Source organism: Paenibacillus sp. PK4536 (assembly GCF_028594455.2).
In the GTDB taxonomy this organism is placed as follows: Bacteria; Bacillota; Bacilli; order Paenibacillales; family Paenibacillaceae; genus Saccharibacillus; species Saccharibacillus nuruki.
Window position 1 is genome coordinate 963,712 of sequence record NZ_CP126313.1, and the last position, 19,461, is coordinate 983,172.

At 40.7% G+C, this 19,461-nt stretch carries 14 protein-coding genes and 1 riboswitch; of the genes, 4 read left to right on the plus strand and 10 right to left on the minus strand.

Annotation, left to right across the window (positions count from 1 at the left end; genetic code table 11):
• Positions 1–24: 24 nt before the first annotated feature.
• Both PO903_RS04510 and PO903_RS04515 read left to right on the plus strand, forming a co-directional pair.
• Positions 25–1,179, plus strand: coding sequence for an aminotransferase A (locus PO903_RS04510; RefSeq protein ID WP_273592726.1), 1,155 nt, complete (start codon positions 25–27; stop codon positions 1,177–1,179).
• Between the two features lie 262 nt (positions 1,180–1,441).
• Positions 1,442–3,481, plus strand: coding sequence for a methyl-accepting chemotaxis protein (locus PO903_RS04515; RefSeq protein WP_273592727.1), 2,040 nt, complete (start codon positions 1,442–1,444; stop codon positions 3,479–3,481).
• A 168-nt stretch (positions 3,482–3,649) separates the two neighbouring features.
• On the opposite strand, the gene PO903_RS04520 is transcribed toward PO903_RS04515, so the two are convergent.
• Positions 3,650–4,486 (minus strand): YitT family protein, encoded by an 837-nt coding sequence (locus PO903_RS04520; RefSeq protein ID WP_137223975.1) that lies wholly within the window; start codon positions 4,484–4,486, stop codon positions 3,650–3,652.
• A gap of 397 nt (positions 4,487–4,883) precedes the next feature.
• Between PO903_RS04520 and PO903_RS04525 the strand changes: the two genes are divergently transcribed.
• Together PO903_RS04525 and PO903_RS04530 are read left to right on the plus strand one after the other, a co-directional pair.
• Entirely contained in the window at positions 4,884–5,318 is a 435-nt protein-coding gene (locus PO903_RS04525) for a nuclear transport factor 2 family protein (RefSeq protein WP_083243372.1), read from the plus strand.
• Between the two features lie 50 nt (positions 5,319–5,368).
• On the plus strand, positions 5,369–6,244 hold the full coding sequence (locus PO903_RS04530) for an NmrA family NAD(P)-binding protein (RefSeq protein WP_273592728.1): 876 nt from the start codon (positions 5,369–5,371) through the stop codon (positions 6,242–6,244).
• On the opposite strand, the gene PO903_RS04535 is transcribed toward PO903_RS04530, so the two are convergent.
• The 9 genes from PO903_RS04535 to PO903_RS04575 form a co-directional block, all read right to left on the minus strand.
• Positions 6,241–6,837, minus strand: a complete 597-nt coding sequence (locus tag PO903_RS04535; RefSeq protein WP_273592729.1) for a TetR/AcrR family transcriptional regulator — start codon at positions 6,835–6,837, stop codon at positions 6,241–6,243. The two genes, PO903_RS04530 and PO903_RS04535, sit on opposite strands and share 4 nt — an antisense overlap.
• A 45-nt stretch (positions 6,838–6,882) precedes the next feature.
• A complete protein-coding gene (locus PO903_RS04540; RefSeq protein ID WP_273592730.1) occupies positions 6,883–8,013 on the minus strand; it encodes an N-acetyldiaminopimelate deacetylase in 1,131 nt (376 codons plus the stop codon).
• Between the two features lie 104 nt (positions 8,014–8,117).
• Positions 8,118–8,831: a 2,3,4,5-tetrahydropyridine-2,6-dicarboxylate N-acetyltransferase gene (dapD, locus tag PO903_RS04545; RefSeq protein WP_273592731.1), complete on the minus strand. Its 714-nt coding sequence runs from the start codon at positions 8,829–8,831 to the stop codon at positions 8,118–8,120.
• 234 nt (positions 8,832–9,065) lie between these two features.
• The gene (locus PO903_RS04550) at positions 9,066–9,755 is read right to left on the minus strand and encodes an ECF transporter S component (protein WP_273592732.1); all 690 of its coding nucleotides are present in this window, start codon (positions 9,753–9,755) and stop codon (positions 9,066–9,068) included.
• Positions 9,731–11,440: an ABC transporter ATP-binding protein gene (locus tag PO903_RS04555; RefSeq protein WP_285097368.1), complete on the minus strand. Its 1,710-nt coding sequence runs from the start codon at positions 11,438–11,440 to the stop codon at positions 9,731–9,733. Before PO903_RS04555 ends, PO903_RS04550 begins: the two co-directional genes overlap by 25 nt.
• The gene (locus tag PO903_RS04560; protein ID WP_273592734.1) at positions 11,422–12,300 is read right to left on the minus strand and encodes an energy-coupling factor transporter transmembrane component T; all 879 of its coding nucleotides are present in this window, start codon (positions 12,298–12,300) and stop codon (positions 11,422–11,424) included. The genes PO903_RS04555 and PO903_RS04560 overlap by 19 nt, the downstream gene beginning before the upstream one ends.
• Positions 12,297–13,331, minus strand: a complete 1,035-nt coding sequence (locus tag PO903_RS04565; RefSeq protein WP_273592735.1) for a DUF4430 domain-containing protein — start codon at positions 13,329–13,331, stop codon at positions 12,297–12,299. The genes PO903_RS04560 and PO903_RS04565 overlap by 4 nt, the downstream gene beginning before the upstream one ends.
• A 102-nt stretch (positions 13,332–13,433) precedes the next feature.
• Positions 13,434–17,495: an S-layer homology domain-containing protein gene (locus PO903_RS04570; protein WP_273592736.1), complete on the minus strand. Its 4,062-nt coding sequence runs from the start codon at positions 17,493–17,495 to the stop codon at positions 13,434–13,436.
• Positions 17,496–17,666: 171 nt separating this feature from the next.
• A riboswitch (cobalamin riboswitch) is annotated at positions 17,667–17,866 on the minus strand.
• 621 nt (positions 17,867–18,487) lie between these two features.
• Positions 18,488–19,411, minus strand: coding sequence for a hypothetical protein (locus PO903_RS04575; RefSeq protein WP_273592737.1), 924 nt, complete (start codon positions 19,409–19,411; stop codon positions 18,488–18,490).
• Positions 19,412–19,461: the final 50 nt, after the last annotated feature.

Sequence of the window (19,461 nt, forward strand, 5' to 3'; positions counted from 1 at the left end):
ATGGTTGATGAAAGGAATCTTATTATGGAACATTTATTGAATGCATCGGTCAAAGATATTCAAATCAGTGGTATTCGTAAAATTGCTAATGCCGCTGCGCAATACCCCAATGCGATCTCACTGACTATCGGTCAACCTGACTTTCCAACCCCTCAACATATTATTGATGCCGCTGGCGTGGCTATGAACGATGGCAAAACAGTCTATACACCTAATGCCGGTCTACCTGCGTTACGACAAGCAGCAGCTGATTTTGTTAGACAGAAATACGGACAAGATTATAATCCTAATGATGAAGTGATTGTTACCAATGGAGCTAGTGAAGCATTGGATATTACGTTACGAACGCTAATTACACCGGGCGATGAAGTGATTTTACCGGGGCCCATCTATCCAGGCTATGAACCGCTTATTCGCTTATCCGGCGGTGTTCCTATCTATGTAGACACCCGTTCAACCGATTTCAAATTAACAGCCGATTTGATCGAAAAACATCTATCTACACGGACGAAAGCGATTATTTTAGGTTATCCTTCTAACCCTACCGGACGGGTAATGAGTGCTACCGAATTACAGGAGATCGCTACTTTATTGCAAGCACGTGAAGTATTTGTGATTTCCGATGAAATCTACAGTGAATTGATCTATGATACCCCTCATCAATCGATTTCTTTATGTGACGGTATGCGTGACAAAACGATTGTGATTAACGGCTTATCCAAATCTCATTCGATGACTGGTTGGAGGATTGGCTTTACTTTTGCACCTGCTGCACTCACCCAGCATATGATCAAAGTACATCAATACAATGTCACTTGTGCAAGTTCAGTCAGTCAATATGCTGCTCTAGAAGCTCTTACCCAAGGTATAGACGACGCCATTCCGATGAAAAAGGAGTACCAACAACGACGTGATTATGTATATGATCGCTTGATCGCTATGGGGCTGACATTAACCAAGCCAGAAGGTGCTTTTTACCTATTCCCTTCGATCGCTCATTTGAATATAGCTTCCATGGAATTTGCTTTGCGTTTACTGGATGAAGCAGGTGTTGCTGTAGTTCCGGGGGATGCTTTTTCCGAGTATGGAGAAGGGTATATTCGAATCTCTTATGCTTATTCGCAAGAGGTATTAACCCAAGGATTGGATCGTTTAGAGCAATTTATCAACACATTATAATATGCAGTTAAAAGTATAAATAGAAGAAAGTATCTCTATTGATCATTTAATAGAGATGCTTTTTTATGTTTGTATTTACAAATCAAATGGCTTCAAATTCATTCTTCAATAGGATGATACCCGAAATAATATGTGAAAAATGATACACTCATTTTTGTTTCATGAAACATTTTGAATATTTTCATAATCTACTCTATTTCTTTTCTGTTCTTTTGCCGATGTTAATAGGAGAATAAATATGCAGATATATAGGAGTGGAGTTATGAAAAATATTATACGTTTTCTCAGCTGTCAAACGATAGGCAGCAAATTAATTATTTCTTTCTTTATCGTTATGATTGTTGCTTTGGGTACTTCTAGCTTCACATCATACTGGTTAGCCCAAAAAACATTAAGTAATGAAATGATCAATAGCGCTTCATCTAGTGTAGAAACGCTAAATTCTACAGTTAATACGGAAATGCAACAAAATATAGATATTGTTGATTATTTCGCAGGTCAGGTATCTCAAGTCAATTATGCAAATGGAGATAATTTAGTTACTGAATTCAAAAGCTATTCTACCTCTCTTAAAAAAGTAGAGTCGCTTTATGTGGGAAGTACGACAGGTCAGTTTTTCACTTCTTCTGATAAACCTAGCCCTGCCGGATATGATCCTCGTGAACGTGATTGGTACAAGCAAGCTGTTGCTTCATCAGGAAAAGCAATTATAACGAATCCTTATATTTCGGCTTCTACTCAGAAATTAACGGTGACGATTGCCAAGCAAACAGCCGATCAAAGTGGAGTTATCGGATTAGATATTAATTTAGAAGCACTACAAGCAACAACAGCGACAGTTAAAATTGGTAAAGAAGGCTATGCTTTTATTGTAGGTAAAGACAGCAATTTTATTTCTCATCCTACAGCTATTGGTGAAAAAAATTCGTCTTCTGAAGAACTCATGGCTCGAGCAGATTCCAAAGGGAGCTACACCTACCTTTACGAAAATAAACAAAAACAATTAGTTTATACAACAAGTGATCTTACTGGATGGCGTATTGCAGGAAGCTTTTATCAAGATGAGATCAATGAAGCGACTCAGCCGATTTTATACAGAATGATCATTGTTTTGCTATTATCTTTAATTATAGGTGGTATTGTTGTTGCACTGGTGACTCGTTCGATCACCAAGCGTCTCAGTAAAATTGTTGTTGTTGCAGAAGCGATTAGCGATGGTGATCTTACCCATCATCTTGTAGACCGTAGCAAAGACGAGATCGGCAGATTATCACATGTCTTTAATAATATGAATGCCTCTTTAAGCTCATTGATTGGCTCTATTAACGATTCTGTTAGTGATGTGGTCTCTTCTTCAGAGCAATTGAATGCAAGTTCTGAACAGACCAGTCATGCTACTGAACAGATCACAACAGCGATCGAACAATTCTCTGTCGGAAATGAACGTCAAAATAAAAATGTAAGCCAAAGTGCAGATCAATTAACTCAAGTTGCCGATTGGTTACAAACGGTACAGACCAATTCGAACTCATTGCTTTCTTTATCCGAATCGTCTAATTATCTAGCAGATAGCGGAGATCGCTTAATGCAACAAACCGTCGGTCAGATTCAGCAGATCGATCAATCCGTTCATCAAGCCAATGAAGTGGTAACGAACTTATCTCGCAAATCCGAAGAAATTTCAGTCATTCTGCAAACGATCAATGATATCGCGAAGCAGACCAATCTATTGTCTCTGAATGCAGCTATCGAAGCAGCACGTGCTGGCGAACATGGTAAAGGGTTCAATGTAGTTGCAGGTGAAGTGCAGAAGTTAGCCGATCAATCGCGCGCTTCGTCCCAACATATTGAGAACTTGTTGAAAGAGATTACTGATGAGATTGGACGTTCACTATCTACCTTTACCGATATTCATGGTTCTGTGGCAGAAGGGATGATGACTGTTCAACAAGCGGCAGATCAGTTCCAACAGCTAAGAACATCTTCACATCAGATTTCATCAAGTCTGACCGAAATGAATTCATTGGTACAAGAAGTGAATGGTAATGCCGTAGAAGTCGCTCAATCGGTTCATGAAATTAGTGAAATTTCGAATGTAAATACGGCTTCTACCCATGAGATTGCGGCTTCCGCAGAAGAACAATTGGCAGCGATGGAAGAGATCACTTCTTCCGCTCATGCTCTGGCTTCTCTTGCAGAAAATCTACAACAAGAAATTCAACGCTTCAAAACCACTGACTCTGTAGCCAATTCACCGTCCACTCACGCTACAGTCAACAATGAGAATGAGAGTGTAAAGTAAAAGCTACTATGGTCTAATTTGAATAAAATAAGTACAAAAAAAGCCTTACCGTCTATGAAATCATAGGAGCGGTAGGGCTTTTTTATTGGGTATCTACTAATTTTAATTTATATTTTGGATGTACTGGTTTGTACTTATGTTTGCGATAGCTGTACGGTATCTATATGGTTATTTAGACAATTCAAGGAACCCTTCGCCAAATACATCACGTACATCATGAATCGTAATAAATGCATTCGGGTCAGCCGCTTTGACGATCTTTTTCAGTACAGAGACTTCTTGCTTGCTAATCACGATATACAATACTTCTTTCGGTGTCTTTGTATAGTATCCATGACCGGATAATACGGTGACTCCGCGATCCATCACCGTAATGACTTTTTCTGCAATCTTATCTTGCTGTGCAGATATAATCATAACGGCTTTTTTCGGATTCAGTCCTTCGATAATAAAGTCCATCGTTTTGGTTCCAATATACAACATGACAATCGTTAACATCAGACTTTGTGCACCAATAATAAAGTAAGACGAGAACGCTACAATCAGATCGAAAAAGAGTAAGCCATAACTAATATTCCAGTCCAGATACTTGTTGGCGATCCGCGCGAGAATGACAGTCCCTGCTGTTGTTCCACCTGCACGAATAATCAGCCCAATCCCTACTCCGGTAAACAATCCACCAAATATCGTATTAATCATAATTTCACTAGAATCAATTCGCCAGTCTGCGGTCAAATGCAAGAAAAAAGAGTTGAACGCTACTGCCAGAATTGTATAAATGGTCGTTGTTTTATCTAGAAATTTGTACCCGACAATCAATAAAAATGCATTAATCACCAAGTTCATTAGTCCAGGAGACAATTGCCATACATAAAATAAGATAATCGTAACCCCGGTTACGCCACCTTCACCCAGTTCATTCGGGATGACAAATAAGTTAATCGCTAACGCAAAAATAAACGCACCAAGTGCTATAAAAGCAATATCAATAATCCTTTTTTTCATCTGTTTATACTCCCCTTTTATCCAACCCTAACAAATGAGTATTGTAAGCGATAAAACCTTGACAAGTCAAAGCTTTTTTAAGTTACTGTCCTCTGCTATTTCGGTAGTTCAGTACCGTCAAAAAGCACGTTGTTAGGAGAACAATTTTGCCTTCTGGATAGACGGTGTATATTTATGCTGGAAAGGAGAATATTATGTTTATTTTTAACAAAATCTTGTATATCTGTTGTATATCGCTCTAGGTGAAATACAGTACATGTGTTTATTTTAAAATTATAGACCAATTAGTCTAAATATAATTGACTATTTAGTCTGGAATGATTATAGTGAAGACAGTACTTATTTTTTATTCAATAAATCAACTTCAAATTTCTTATTCGAAAGGCAGGTTTTTCGTATGCAAAATCATGTTCCTACTGGTTTATCTCCTATCGATATTCAGACTCATGATGCTCAAGCTACACAGATGATGAACACATTTAGCAAAGCAATGTTGGTTGAAGATATAGAACTGTTTCTCAGCCTTTTTGCAGAACAAGTGATTTTTGAATTTCCTTATGCCCCTGAAGGATACGCCAAACAGCTAGAGGGTATCCATGCTCTACGACAGCATTTGGAATCGCTGCAAGGAATTATTGCGTTCACTCATTTCAGCACGCCTATGATCCATCTCGCTACTGACTCCCATACATTTATTGCTCAATTTCAAGGAGTAGGCACTTTCGTTGCTACAGGACTTCCTTATGAGCAAGATTATATTTCTGTAGTCACCACCTGTGATGGCAAAATCACTCGTTATCAAGATTATTGGAATCCATTGGTGTTAGGTTAATCATCTTAGATTAGATACGGCTATTCGATCTATAGATAAAGGAGCTATTTATGAAAACTATTCAACATATTTTACTCACCGGCGGACAAGGCAAAACCTCATCTCGAATAGCTAAAATTCTGCTGATAGAAGGTTATCACGTTCGAAGAGCAGGAAGAAGTACTCATTCTCTACAACATCCTCAAGCTCAATCTGTCTTTTTCGATTGGAATAATACGTCGACGTATGCTCAAGCTTTGCAGAATATGGATGCGGTCTATATCGTTGTGCCTGTGATGATGAATCCTGAAATTCTGGTTATTCCTTTTATCGAGCAAGCGTTGACACAAGGCATACAACGTATCGTGTTACTATCCAGTGCTTCGATCTCGATCGACCAACCTGTTTTTGGATATCTACACCGCTGGATCAGTGAACATGTACCGCAGTGGGCTGTATTACGCCCTTCTTATTTTATGCAAAATTTTACCGAAGCACAGCAAGCCCAATTTATTTGGGAGCAAGGTATTGTAAGTAGTGCTACAGGTGACGGTAAGATTGGGTTCGTAGATGCTGATGATATCGCTTCAGTAGCAGTACATGCACTAACTGACGTAGTACCTCATAATACCGAACATATCCTGACCGGTCCTCAATCGCTGACCTATCAAGAAGTCGCTACTCTGATTACAGAAGTAACTGGATTGCCTGTGACGTATCACCCGATCAGTGAATCTCAGTTAGAACAACATTTGCTTAACGCAGGTCTAGATTCAGAATATGCTAGCTTTTTAGCACATTTGGATACCCAAATCGCTGTAGAAGGTATAGAAGATAGAGTCAGCGACTGTATAGAAAAAGTCACAGGGAAACCGCCCAAATCACTCAGACAGCATATCCAGAATCACCGACATCTATTTGTAAATACAGCAAAAGGCAGCGTTTAACGCTGCCTTTTTGTATTCAATACCGATAATGAAATCTCGATAATCGCTTGTAACTTTGCCCGATCAGCACCCAGTTTGGTTGTAAAAATCAATCCTGTTCGTTCATGCACTAGATACTGCGACATGGCAGTTAGATTCAGATCACTTTGAATCTCCTCTTGCTCCACTGCACGCTTTAACAAACGGTAAAAGCCCGCTTCAATTTGTGCATTATTATCCTGTAAATACACATTCAATTCATGATCATGTGGAGCATATTCAAGCGCACTAGCAATAATAAAACACTCTTGTGCCAATTCGGGATCGACAAGCACATCAATCATTTTTTGAAAAAGCTGTTCGATCAACGGAATCGTTGCACCGGGTTGCTCCAGTACAGCCAGTAAGTCTTCTTTTTTGTGATCCATATAATGCTTTACCGCTAGAATAAATAGATCTCGCTTGGTTCCATACGTATCATACAGACTTTGACGGGCAATCCCCAATTCTTGCAATAGATCAGGTAAAGTGGTGCCTTCATATCCCCGACTACCAAATGTTTTCATTGCACGGTGCAACACCACAGTCGTATCAAAAGCTTTGGTACGTGCCACTATATTTCACATCCTCTATCGTTCACTCTACACCATAAGCTAACTTTACACTGCTCTCTGCTCTGATTTCCAGCTTAAATAATCAGTAATCGTGGTGATCGCTACCTCAATCGCATCTTCACTAGGCTCTAGCTTCGCATGATGCAATCCGTAAGGCGTATCGACACCCAACCAGAACATAAATCCCGGAATACGATCCAGAAAATATCCAAAATCTTCGCCAGTCATCGCTTCCGTACACTCCACTTGATTCACATCTGAACGTTGCTCTACCCAACCCATAAATTCATGCGTTAAAGTCGCTTCGTTAAATACCTGCAAATAATTCGATCCCCAGTCGATCTCTGCCTGACATTCAAATCCTGCTTCGATTCCTTTAACCAGTGCTTCGATTCGGGATTTGACAGCGATCATCGTGTCTGCTGATAATGTACGAATCGTTCCTTCCAGACGTGCACGCTCGGCGATAATATTTTGCTTCGTTCCGCCTTCGACTTTTCCAATCGTGACGACAGCAGAGTCTAACGGATTAATATTACGAGCAATAATCGTCTGCAATTGTCCCACCAACTGACAGCCTGCAACCACCATATCATTTGCTTTGTGCGGATAAGCGGCATGTCCACCAGTACCGATTAGATCAATAAATAATTCAGACGTATTGGCAAATAAAATCCCTGCACGGGTCGCAATCGTACCGACAGGATATTCAGGAGCCACATGGAGTCCGATCATCTGATCCGGCATCCAATCCGCTAATTCTGCACTTGCCAACATCGGCTTCGCTCCGCCAGGTCCTTCTTCTGCGGGTTGGAAAATAACTACAAGATCATCGGTCATCTGTGTTGTCGCAAAATGAGTCACCACCCCAAGTCCGATCGTCATATGTAGATCATGTCCGCAAGCATGCATGTATCCTTCATGTTCACTTTGAAAATCATAAGACGTCTGCTCGACAATCGGCAATCCATCCATATCGGCACGATAACCAAAACGGCGCTTCGGTGCGCTTCCATGGATATAGACCAGAATACCCGTACGCCATGTACGAATCTCCAAATGTTGTTGCGGAAGAGTAGCGATATAATCGAGCAAATACTGCTGTGTTTTGAATTCTTGAAATCCCGGTTCAGGAATACGATGTAGATCACGACGAATCTGAGTAAAAGTAGTCATCTGAATCTCCTTTTTATTTCTCATTCTAAGCTTGAAGGATGAAAGAAAGACCCAGCATGTGCGGGGTCTCCAGATCAATATATATAGTGATACCTAAGTCTAAATTATAGTGTACGTAGGTCTTGCAAAATTTCTGTTTTAGACTTTGTTTTGTCGTCTACTTGCTTGATAACACGTGCAGGAGTACCTGCTACAACAGAGAATGGAGGAACGTCTTGCGTCACAACAGCACCAGCCGCTACAACAGCACCTTCACCGATACGTACGCCTTCAAGTACCACAACGTTAGCACCGATCAATACATCATCTTCAACCGTTACAGGTTGTGCAGAAGGTGGCTCAATAACGCCTGCAAGTACAGAACCTGCTCCGATATGACACATTTTACCGACTTGTACACGTCCACCTAGAACAGCGCCCATATCGATCATTGTACCTGCTCCAATAACGACACCGATATTGATTACAGCACCCATCATAATGACAGCATTGTCGCCGATGGATACCATTTCACGGATAAATGCGCCCGGCTCAATACGTGCATTGATATTTTTCATATCTAACAAAGGAATCGCGGAGTTACGACGGTCGCTTTCGATCACTTGGTCTGCAATTTTGCTTGCATTTTCAGTCAAAATGCCTTGAATATCTGCCCAGTCGCCGAAAATAACACCTGTATTACCTGTGATAAATGTTTGCACATCTTCAGGGAATGTAATGCTGTCCAATTCACCTTTAAGGTATACTTTTACCGGTGTTTTCTTTTTGCTTGTTTTGATCAAGTTAATAATTTCGTGTGTATTCATTTCCGTGGACATATATAGAGGCTCCTTTTATATAACTACATGTATTTTTAAATTATTTATCAGACCCAAAGGTTTGAACTACATCCTTTATAGCATAATCAAAGGTGCAGTCGCAATGGACACCATCTGGTTAAATGTTCACTACGTATGGAATTAACTATACCATATGCACTCTATAAGTTCCCCTTAATCCGCAAAAGATACAAAAAAATAGAGAAGAAGTACAAACGCACTTCTCCCCCAGATCTAACCACTATCAAGTAATCCATATTTTTTACGAAAACGTTCCAAGACTTTGATCCATCCACCTGCTAGAATCGCTAAGAAAAAGACATTCGACAATGCATGTGCCAGATCAAAATAAAAGCTTTGTGCGTATACTGCCAGTACTGCTTTCCATTCCAACGCTACCGCAAGATCAATCACAACCCATAGGTTCATAATCCAGCCGAATAGGAATCCCCAGATTAGCCCGAACGTCAGCAAGCCCAGTCTTTTACGCATCCACCAGGTATTGCGAAGTAACCCTGCGCTTACACCCATCATTCCCCACGCAAACATTTGCCATGTTGTCCACGGGCCTTGTCCAAAATAAATATTAGAAACAAGCGCAGCCATCGCCCCTACAATAAACCCTGCTTCAGAGCCGAACACAAGCGCAGATAAAATCACAATCGCCGAGACAGGCTTTACACTCGGCAAAGCGGCAAAAGGAATCCGGCTAACCGCCGCAATCGCCGCCAGCATCGCAAGTAAGACCAGTTCACGCGCTTCTAACTTCCGACGTTCAAAGCGAACAAATAACGGCAACATCACCGCCATTAACAATACAAAGCTTAATAACATATAATGATCACTCAGCACCGCATTAGACAATGCTAATACTAAAATACTCAGCCCTACAGCGATCATCAGCCAGAGGCGGGAACGTGCCATAACTTCAGTACCTCCTCTGCGGTTAAGATACCGGGTAACCAATCCCGTACCACTCGATTGACTGCTGTCGTATAAAATACATTTTCGCTAAAAAAGGTAGAAGGAACATCTGTGGCTGTAATCATACCATCGAACAACATGGCGCATCGACTACTATAACTCGCTGCAAATTCTACATCATGAGTTACAATTACAATCGTATGTCCAGCCTGACGAAGCTCCAGTAACTGCCGGGCTAAAGCGATTTTGGCAAGTGGATCAAGCCCTTTGGTCGGTTCATCCAATAGTAAAATATCTGGATTAAGCAACAACACAATCGCTAAAGCCGTTTTCTGTTGTTGTCCACCGCTAATATCATGTGGATGCTTCTGTTCGAGCCCTTCTAATTGCAGTTGCTTGATCAGCTTGGCAATCACCACTTCTGGTTCAGCGACCCCTGCATAATGAGCCGCTGTAGACAATTCTTCTGCAACCGTATCATGGCTGAAATAGAGTAATGGATTTTGTGCTAGATAGCCGATTTTCACATGATCAGCTTGTTTGACTATTCCTCGCCTTGGTTTCAGTAGCCCTGCCAGCAGTTGAAGCAGTGTCGATTTCCCTGCTCCATTGCCTCCAAGAATCGCTAACATTTCCCCCTTATAGATCTGCAAATCTAACTTTTTCAATACTTCAGCGCTTTTCTTTTCATATTGGAAAGTGACTTCACGACATTCTAATAATATCGATTCTTTGGATCGTTCAGGTGATTGCACCTTTTGCATAGATAAAGGATTAGACTGATTGGCTATAGCATGTACTGCCCCATCGTTCCAATCCAATGTCTGTAGCCACTGCTTGCCTTCTCGTACGGTTAACGGAATATGTAGATCTGAATAAGCTTCTTCTGTCTGCATCGTCCAGAATAACTGTGTCACTGAAGGCAAGTATTTGAAATCATCGGATAGATCATCATGTGACTTCAGATCATGTATACGATGTGTCTGTATCTGCTGACTGACTTCACGCGGAGAACCGCTATATTTCAATTTCCCTTTTTCCAACATAATCATCTGATCGGCTAGCGGAATTACTTCTTCTAAGCGATGTTCACTGATAATCACAGTCGTTGAAAATTCTCGATTTAACCGATAGACCATCGAAATAAATTCACGCGCGGCGACTGGATCTAATTGAGATGTTGGTTCATCAAGTAGAAGCAACTTCGGTTGTAATAGCAACACCGAAGCAAGATTGAGCAATTGCTTTTGCCCGCCGGATAATTCATGGATCGGCTTGTATAATAACGGTTCTAATCCAAAAAATTGCGCAATCTCTGCTAATCGACTACGCATCACAGGAAGCGAATACCCCAGATTTTCCATACCAAAAGATAATTCATGCCAGACCACATCCATCACAATACTGTTATCTGGATTTTGGAACACCATGCCTATCTCTTGAGCAGACTGCTGTGCTGGTAATTCGTTCAATAGATTACCGTTATAATAAATGGTTCCATGGTTCTGCCCGACAGGTGTTAATTCAGGTTTGAGTTGTCGGAGTAATGTCGTTTTGCCACAACCTGAAGCTCCGCACAATACGACAAAATCGCCTTCATTCACTGTAAACGTGATATCCCTTAATACCTGATGCTGTTCTTCAGGATAGGCAAATGAAAGTTGTTTTACTTGGAGTATTTCCATGATAGCCATTCCTTTCCTTCTACAATCACAGGAATCAGCACATAGATGCCAAAACATATATACAGTATCCAATCCTGCATACTGAATACCATCGATTGCATTCGTGGATAAATCACTGCTCGTCCCCAACCGAGCGCACTGCCGATCATGATAACAATGATCAATACAGATAGACATCCAGTAAGCCAGCGATCTCTACGATCCATCCGATGCACGACATAAGCGGTACGCTTGGTTGTACCGTATCCGCGTGCTTTCATCGAGTCTGCGCTTTGTAGAGCTTCTTCTAGCGACCAGACCAGCAGTACTTTGACAAGTGTCATTCCATCCCTCATTCGCTTGGTGAGTGAACCTTCGTGGACACTGATCCCTCGTGTACGTTGCACTAACGTAATCTGGCTTAATCGTCTGCGTAATAAAGGGACAAATCGTAATGCCATCATCACCACCAATGCACTTTGAGGAACAAGTCTTGCAAACAAATACATAAATTTATCGGTCGTCACATTGTAGTTATACGATAAGCTGGTCAACAAAATCAGTGTTAGCGATAACAACATGGTCACTCCGTACAATACCGATTCTAACGTGATCGGCTGATCCATAAAGTAAAATAAAATATAACGACCTCGATGAGAAATCAACGGATTAATAACAACGATCGCTATACCGATCAACAGATACAACGGAAGCATTTTGACTATTGTACCTCCATGCTTTTGCATCACAATCAAACTCACCAGCAATACAATCCCTGTCAGCAAAAATACAGGATGAAACAAAAGCATCCCGCACAATAACAGTCCTCCGTAAAATAAAAACAAAGTCACTGGATGAAGAGCACGGAATCCGCTAGTCAATTTTTGGCTCCTACATCTTTACCAAGATCTGTGGTGTATAACCAGTCGATTCGATCACCGACTTGAACTTTATACGCGCCTGCACTCATATTAGGGAAATTGCCATTCACTTTGAACATCCATCCACTTGTAGGTCCTTCGTCAAATTCATACAGATTGTCGATCCCTTCTACATAAGCGAACCCACTAGATCCTTGATACTCCATCGGAATGCCTTTGCTACGAGTCACTCGCTTGAGTAAATCAAGAGCACTCTCACCTGCTTCTACAGGCACTGCTGTAGCGCCTAGAATATTGCTGTCTCCAGTGATCGTTAATGTTGCTGTCGATGCTTGAGGCTGTGGTGTAGAGACCGGTGGTGTCTTAGCTGGTGCAGATGAACCTGACTCTTTCGGTGTTGTTGTAGAAGGCTTGGTTGTACTGGTACTTGGCTTGCTTGATGGTTTATCTGTAACAGTACTTTTATCTTTGGTGGTATCTGTCGTGTTTTTGGTTGTACTTTCTTTGTTGGTCTTCGGAGTCTGTTCTTTAGCATTTTCGGTTGACTCTTTTGTTGGTGCTGAACTTGAAACACTGGACTTATGACTTGATGGTTCTGTCGATGCACTGGATGAAGAATCATCGATATTCTCTTTTTGATCGTTAGCTGTATGGGTCGTATCTGCTTCAGTCGGAACTTGAGTACCTGTAGCATCTTTAGCCGAGGTATTGTCTTTAGGCGTTGATTCTGTAGAAGAATCTTGGGAGTCTGTACCTTTGTCTATCGTAGCCTCTTGAGATGATGCTGAATCCGAAGTGGCTGGAGAGTCTGTCGTTGCGGTTGTCTGAGAATCGGTCGCAGATGAAGAATTCGTCGGTGCTGTAGAAGAACAACCGCTGACTAATAACAACGTCAACAGCATAGCTGTAATCGTTAGCGATAAGCTATATCTTTTGCCTGATCGGTTGAAAAGGGCTTGGGATCGTGAATTTTTATCATTCAGTTGTTTGCGCTCTGTACAGGTATCTTTCTCTGTATCTGTCTGGTTCATCTTGCATTAAGCCTCCTTAAATACACAAAACGGAACGCTGGACACTATGATCCCCGTTCCGCTATGTGTGTAATGAGTGATATCTTTTATTTTACCGTAAAATTAGTTCGCTTGTGCCATCTTTTGTACATTGATCGCTACAACTGCGGCCATTTCACGTGTTACTTTAGCCTGTGGATCAAATGTATTGTTTGCACCCACCATAATTCCATTGCTCACAACAGCACTAACAGCAGGACGTGCATAGTTGCCGATTTTCGCTTGATCAGCAAAAGAAGTATTGGATGTCCCTTTGAGTGCAAATGCACGAGTCAACATGACTGCCATATCCTGACGGGATACCGGTTGATTCGGTTGGAAAGATGTAGCGTTGATACCTGTAATGATTCCTTTACTCTTTGCTGTCATAATCGCATTGTAATACCACTGGTTCGATGATACATCTTTGAACGCTGTACCATTTGAAGGCGTATTACTAGACTCTGTTGCTCCCGTCAAACGCACCACCAAGGCTGCAAATTGAGCGCGTGTTAATTGTTGTTTCGGAGCGAAACGAAGTTCCTGATCACTTACCCCTAGCATTAGCCCTGCATCATAAGCACGATGTACCGAATCAGTAGCCCATGCTGAAATCGTATTTTCATCTGTAAATGTCACCGCTGTTGTTGTGCCTGTATCTACAGGTGAAGTCGATGAATTTGCTAGATTATAGATCGTATTACCACTACTCAAATACTGTTGATACGCCACCAAAGCAAGCAATGCTTGTTCTGTTGCAATATTGTCACCTGCACCGCCTACTGTATGGCTGTATGCACCATTACTTTGACGGAATTGGCTAAGACGTGTCATCAGATCACCGCTTGATTTGGTAAAGCGTGCGTCTTTAGGATTAATGCCTGCTGAAGCCAGTGCAACAATCACTTGAGATACACTTTCACTACTATCATCGTTATAAGCAGAATATCCACCATTCGCTTGTTGTTGCGTAGACAGATACTGGACTGCTTTGTCGATCGCTGTCTGTACCTGAGTCTGTGTGCGTTCAGGAGCAAGCGCCGCAACTGCCATAGCGGTCATATCGACACTGCTAGCTTCACCTGTTGCGAGTGGGAATCCACCATCACTATTTTGCGCGTTTAACAACCATGTCACTAACTTGTCTTTGTTCCATGTTGCTGTAGAAGCTACGTTATAGTTGTCGCTGTTGAGTGCAATTAGAGCAAAGATCGGCCCATTGGTTCCTTGAGCTGTCATTTTCTCATGGTTGACCATTTTGTCGATTAAGTTCACACCATTTACAGCGGTCGGATTGCCACCTGCTGCTTTGATCCCTAGAATCAATCGTTCCAGATCGGTCACTTTACGGAACGAACCTGCGGATTCTTTCACCTGAGCGGTCGCCCCAGTTAAATAACTTGCAGGTAATGTTCCTCCTGCGCGTGCAATACCGACAGCTTCCCATTCAGTTAACGAGTCATGTGTTAATACATTTTTGACGGTTGTATTAATATCTGTTGTTAATTGTTGAAGATCAGCAGAACTGGCTAATACATCACTATTAATAACGGCATATTTGGTAAAATGAGAAACGGTTCCTGTAATAATACCTGTTTTGGCATCCAATGCAGTTGGAACAGGAATCCATTGATTGGTAGCTTCATTGAGCCATGCAATCGTTAGCTTGGACATTGTATTATTATAGACAGGAATTTTGAATGAAAGATAGACCGGTTTCTCAAACTGCTGTCCGTTTGGTGTAAATTCGTACAGACTGGATACTAGCTCTGGACGACTACCCATTTCTTCTTCAATGCCAATCCTAGTGTTGCTTTTCACACTATTTGCTGGCACGATAAATTGTACTTTACCTGCTGGATCAGCAAGTGTTGCTTTCTGATCTGCTTTTACTTCTGTACTCACACTGACTTTGGGCGCAGATTCTAATGCTTTAGCAATCGAAGTGGCTATGCTTGCTGTCATCGGTGAACCTGAATTGAGCACTGTCGTCGTCTGCCCTGCTTCTTGGACAGGCAATTGGTTAGTCGATTTCACTTTCAATTGAGACAATTCACTTTCGACTTGAGAAGGAATCGTTGCCGGGAAAGCGACACCTAGACTGTTATTAGCACTTCCACCACCACCGCCAGAAACAGTAGCTGTACCATCGCTATAACGCCATGTTAGATTGTCTCCTGCTTTTAACGTATACGCCCCTGCTCCTGTATTCGGTTGTTGTCCATTGACTGTATATACCCAACCACTTAATGGTCCTTTATCAAATTCACTGAGTCCATCAATAGCTGTAACGTAAGCTGTACCTCCGCTACCTCTATAACTCACACGACTTGAACCTAACTGACGTAGTAATACGCTAAAAGCGGTATCTCTATTTTGCAATGTAATCGAAGTCGTAGGCAAGATAGTACTGTCACCTGTAACAGACATCGTTATTGTATTGGCAGTCGGTGTCGTTGTGCTTCCACCTGTACTGTTATCGTTAGCAACAATTAATGTAGACGTATTGCGAACAATGACGGGTACATTATTACTCCGATATCCTGTGACAGCTACCGTATATGATCCTGCACTCATTTTATTAAATGAAGCGATCCCTTGTGCATTGGTCGTTACCGTTTGGTTACCGACTTGTACTTGTACATCTGCCGCAGGGCTTACTACTTTATCGCTGGTAAAGGTATCATTATTCCATACCCAATCTGCTTTTTGTACCGTAACGTTGAAGCCACTACTTGATTTCGGTAACGCAGGTGATGTCGTGACAGACTCTACTAATGAGATACCATAAGCTCCAAAATACACATACACTTGATCCGAAGGTTCTAATACAAATGCGTCCATACCTACATCTGGAGATATCCATTGACCATTACGTTTGACCGCAAATAACCAACCACTGGATGGGTCTAGATCACCACTGTTAATGCCTGCAATACCAGTCACATATTTACCAAAAGAAGCACTGGCAATTGTTAACTTGATCCCGTTTTGCGAAGCTACATTTTGAAGAGCATCCAGCGCATAGACAGCATCTGTCACTCCTGTTGTTACAGGTGCAGCAGGCCCTTCTACGGTTACAGAAGCTTGTACTTTATTGCCTTGTCCGGGTTCAGGAGTAGGCGTTGGGTCTGGCTCAGGTTGTGGTGCTACAGGAGGATTAGGATTCGTGTATAGTACCCCTGCATTTTGTGTATATAGATCATAAGCAATTAATGCTCGTAATGCTTGATCCGTTGAAAAAGCTTTATCTGATGTGCTTGCTTTAAGTTCATGACGGAAACCACCATCACTATTTTGAAAAGCAAGTAAACGATCGATTAACGATTTTCCATTTTTCTCAAATTGAAGGTCAGTTGGATTGAGTCCAAATGAAGCTAGACCAATAATCGTCTGAGCAATCGATTCACTGCTCGAATCGTCTGACTTCTGGATCAACCAATTGACGGCTTTTTGTCCTGCTGTCTGTACATCAGCACGATCTTTGTAAGGTGCTAATGCACTAAGTGCCATACCATAATAATCTGTTGCCATTTCGGGTCCATTGATCGCTGCTACTACACTATTAATCAGTGTATCGCGCCCTTGCTTCGCACCATTAGGTACTTGGTAAGTGCCTGAATCCAGAGCAATCAAGGCAAACATCGGCCCATTAACACCTTGTTGATTAATATTGTCATGATTCACTAATTTGTCGATCAAATTACAGTTAGAAATATTCGTCGCATTCAAGCCTGCGGATGTTCCAGCAATCACCATACGTGCTAGTTCGGTTACCGAAGGCTTGGCTTGAGCACATAAGTTGGTTACTTCTGTTCTCAGACTACTATAGTAGCTAGCCGGTAACGCTTTGCCTGTGCGTGCATAGCTCACAGCGATCCAATCGCCATCTACTCCACCATTAGCGTCTATATATTGCATTGCTTGTGCAATCGCTTGGCTGTAGACCGATTGGCTTACAGTAGCGTTGACGGTTGAATCGTTGTTAGTATAAACGGCTTGAGATACGGTAGGTGTTGTTGTCTGGCTTGATTCGTCTGCCGCATAAGCAGAAGCAGAAAATACACCGGATGAACCTAGCGTAGAGATCGTAAGCACCAGTGTTAAGATGAATGCGATCCACGGACGAGATGGGGATGATTTCATATGAGACCTTCTTTCTTGTTTTAATAAAATGGACATAACGACAGTACAACATAAAAAAGCCACTTCAGCGGAAGTGACTTAAAAGGCATAACAGTACAGCATTTCATCGCCTATCTATAGTGTAGGCTTAGAATGATATGACTGTTTCTCCTCTTTGCTCCGAAGATGATAGAAACGATTGCTCGCAAGGCAGGTCTCCTGGCTCTGCTTCATCACATCCTCCTACCTTCCCATCGCTTTATGCAACAGTGGCGTACTACTGGAGTTGTTCAGCATTTACAGTGGCGGGACCGCGCCGGAATACACCGGACTTCCCTTTTAAGCGGATACAAAACTATATTCGTATCTGCACCTTGGACAATAGAATATATGTAATTGTCGTATTTATCATAGCGATAGCACAGGGCTTTGTCTACGAATTACGCTAAATTACTTATAGAAAATATATGAAAAATTCTGATTTTGTATCACTTATCAATAAAGAAAAGAGACTTCGTAATGAAGTCTCTTTTCTTTATTGAACTTTTATTATGATTTCATTTAGTTTCTGAATAAGATCAGAATTATCAGGATCTTTAATTAACTGATCTAATCCTGATGTTAACTGCTGAAATTGATCATTATTCATATTCTTGTTTTCAGCCAAATAGTTAGCAAAAAAGTTTTCTAATAGATTAGTAAACGTATTAATTTCAGTTTGTATTGCGTAATATGATGTAAATTTAGAAAGTGTGTTAGCTTTCGATGAATAATTTTGTAAAACATATAAATTTTGAGATATTGAATCAGGGTTAGATTTGTCTAATTGACGATCTAATCTTGAAAGTTGAGCTACAAATTCAAGATCAATACTTTCTTGAAGATTACTACTTTTTTGTTGATAATGATAAGCACTACTTATTCCAACTATAGTAAGAATAACAAATAAGATAAGGTATATTGACTTGTTTTTAAATAATTTTATTCAAAACACCACCTTAAATTTATATGTTTTATTTGTACGTAACTTGCGCAAATGTATCAACATTAGAAAAACGATCGGTTGGAGTGACGGAAAGATTTCCTCCTAAAGGAATAGAAATTCCAATTCCTCCTGAAATAGTTTTGGATTGATGAGCATAACTTCCCTTAGCATCATACTTAGCATTTTTAGTCCAAACATTGCTATTTCGCGGAGATACTTTAAAAGTTAGATACCCACGTTCATTTTTGTAATTAAAAGCAGGAGCAAAAAGTGAAAAACTTGAAGTAACCCCACCAGAATGATATTTATTAGTTGCATTAGCAGATGGTTCAGTATATTCCCACCACTTCAAAGTAGAAGGATTGTAAATATCTGCTTTATGAACATAACTAGCAGTGTTATTAAGTGGAGCCATGTTATTACTAAGAGCTATACCAATAACATCGTTACCTCTATATCCTGCATTTTTTAACCAAGTATATCTTGCTGATACTTGCCCATTTTCATTATACAAAGTAATATTTGTTTCTAATCTTAACCAACTTGTACTAACCGTATCAGCATCATTAACTGATTGTGTAGAAATAGTATCATCCTTTTGTTCAGACAAAGCAACCTCTTTAAAAGCTTGCTCTTTAGAAATTTTAGTAACTATAGGATGAGATTCCGATACTGTAAAAGATTGAATACTATTGTTTGAACCATAAGTATTGGATACAGGAGTGACAATTCTAAAGTATTCATCAGTATTAGTTTTAGAAATAGGTACTGTGGAGTTAAATACCGATAAATCAGTGTCATTTAAATCTTGAGCAAACTCTTTAGAAATGCCATATTTTTTTACAACCTCGTTCTCTAACGAATCACGATCTAATGTTGTACTTGCTAATGAAACTGATGGAACTACTAAAAACATAGTGAATAAAATAGGTAATAATTTTTTAAAATTCATATTTCCTCCTTTTATATTTTTTACATCATAATTACCATTTTATATTACCC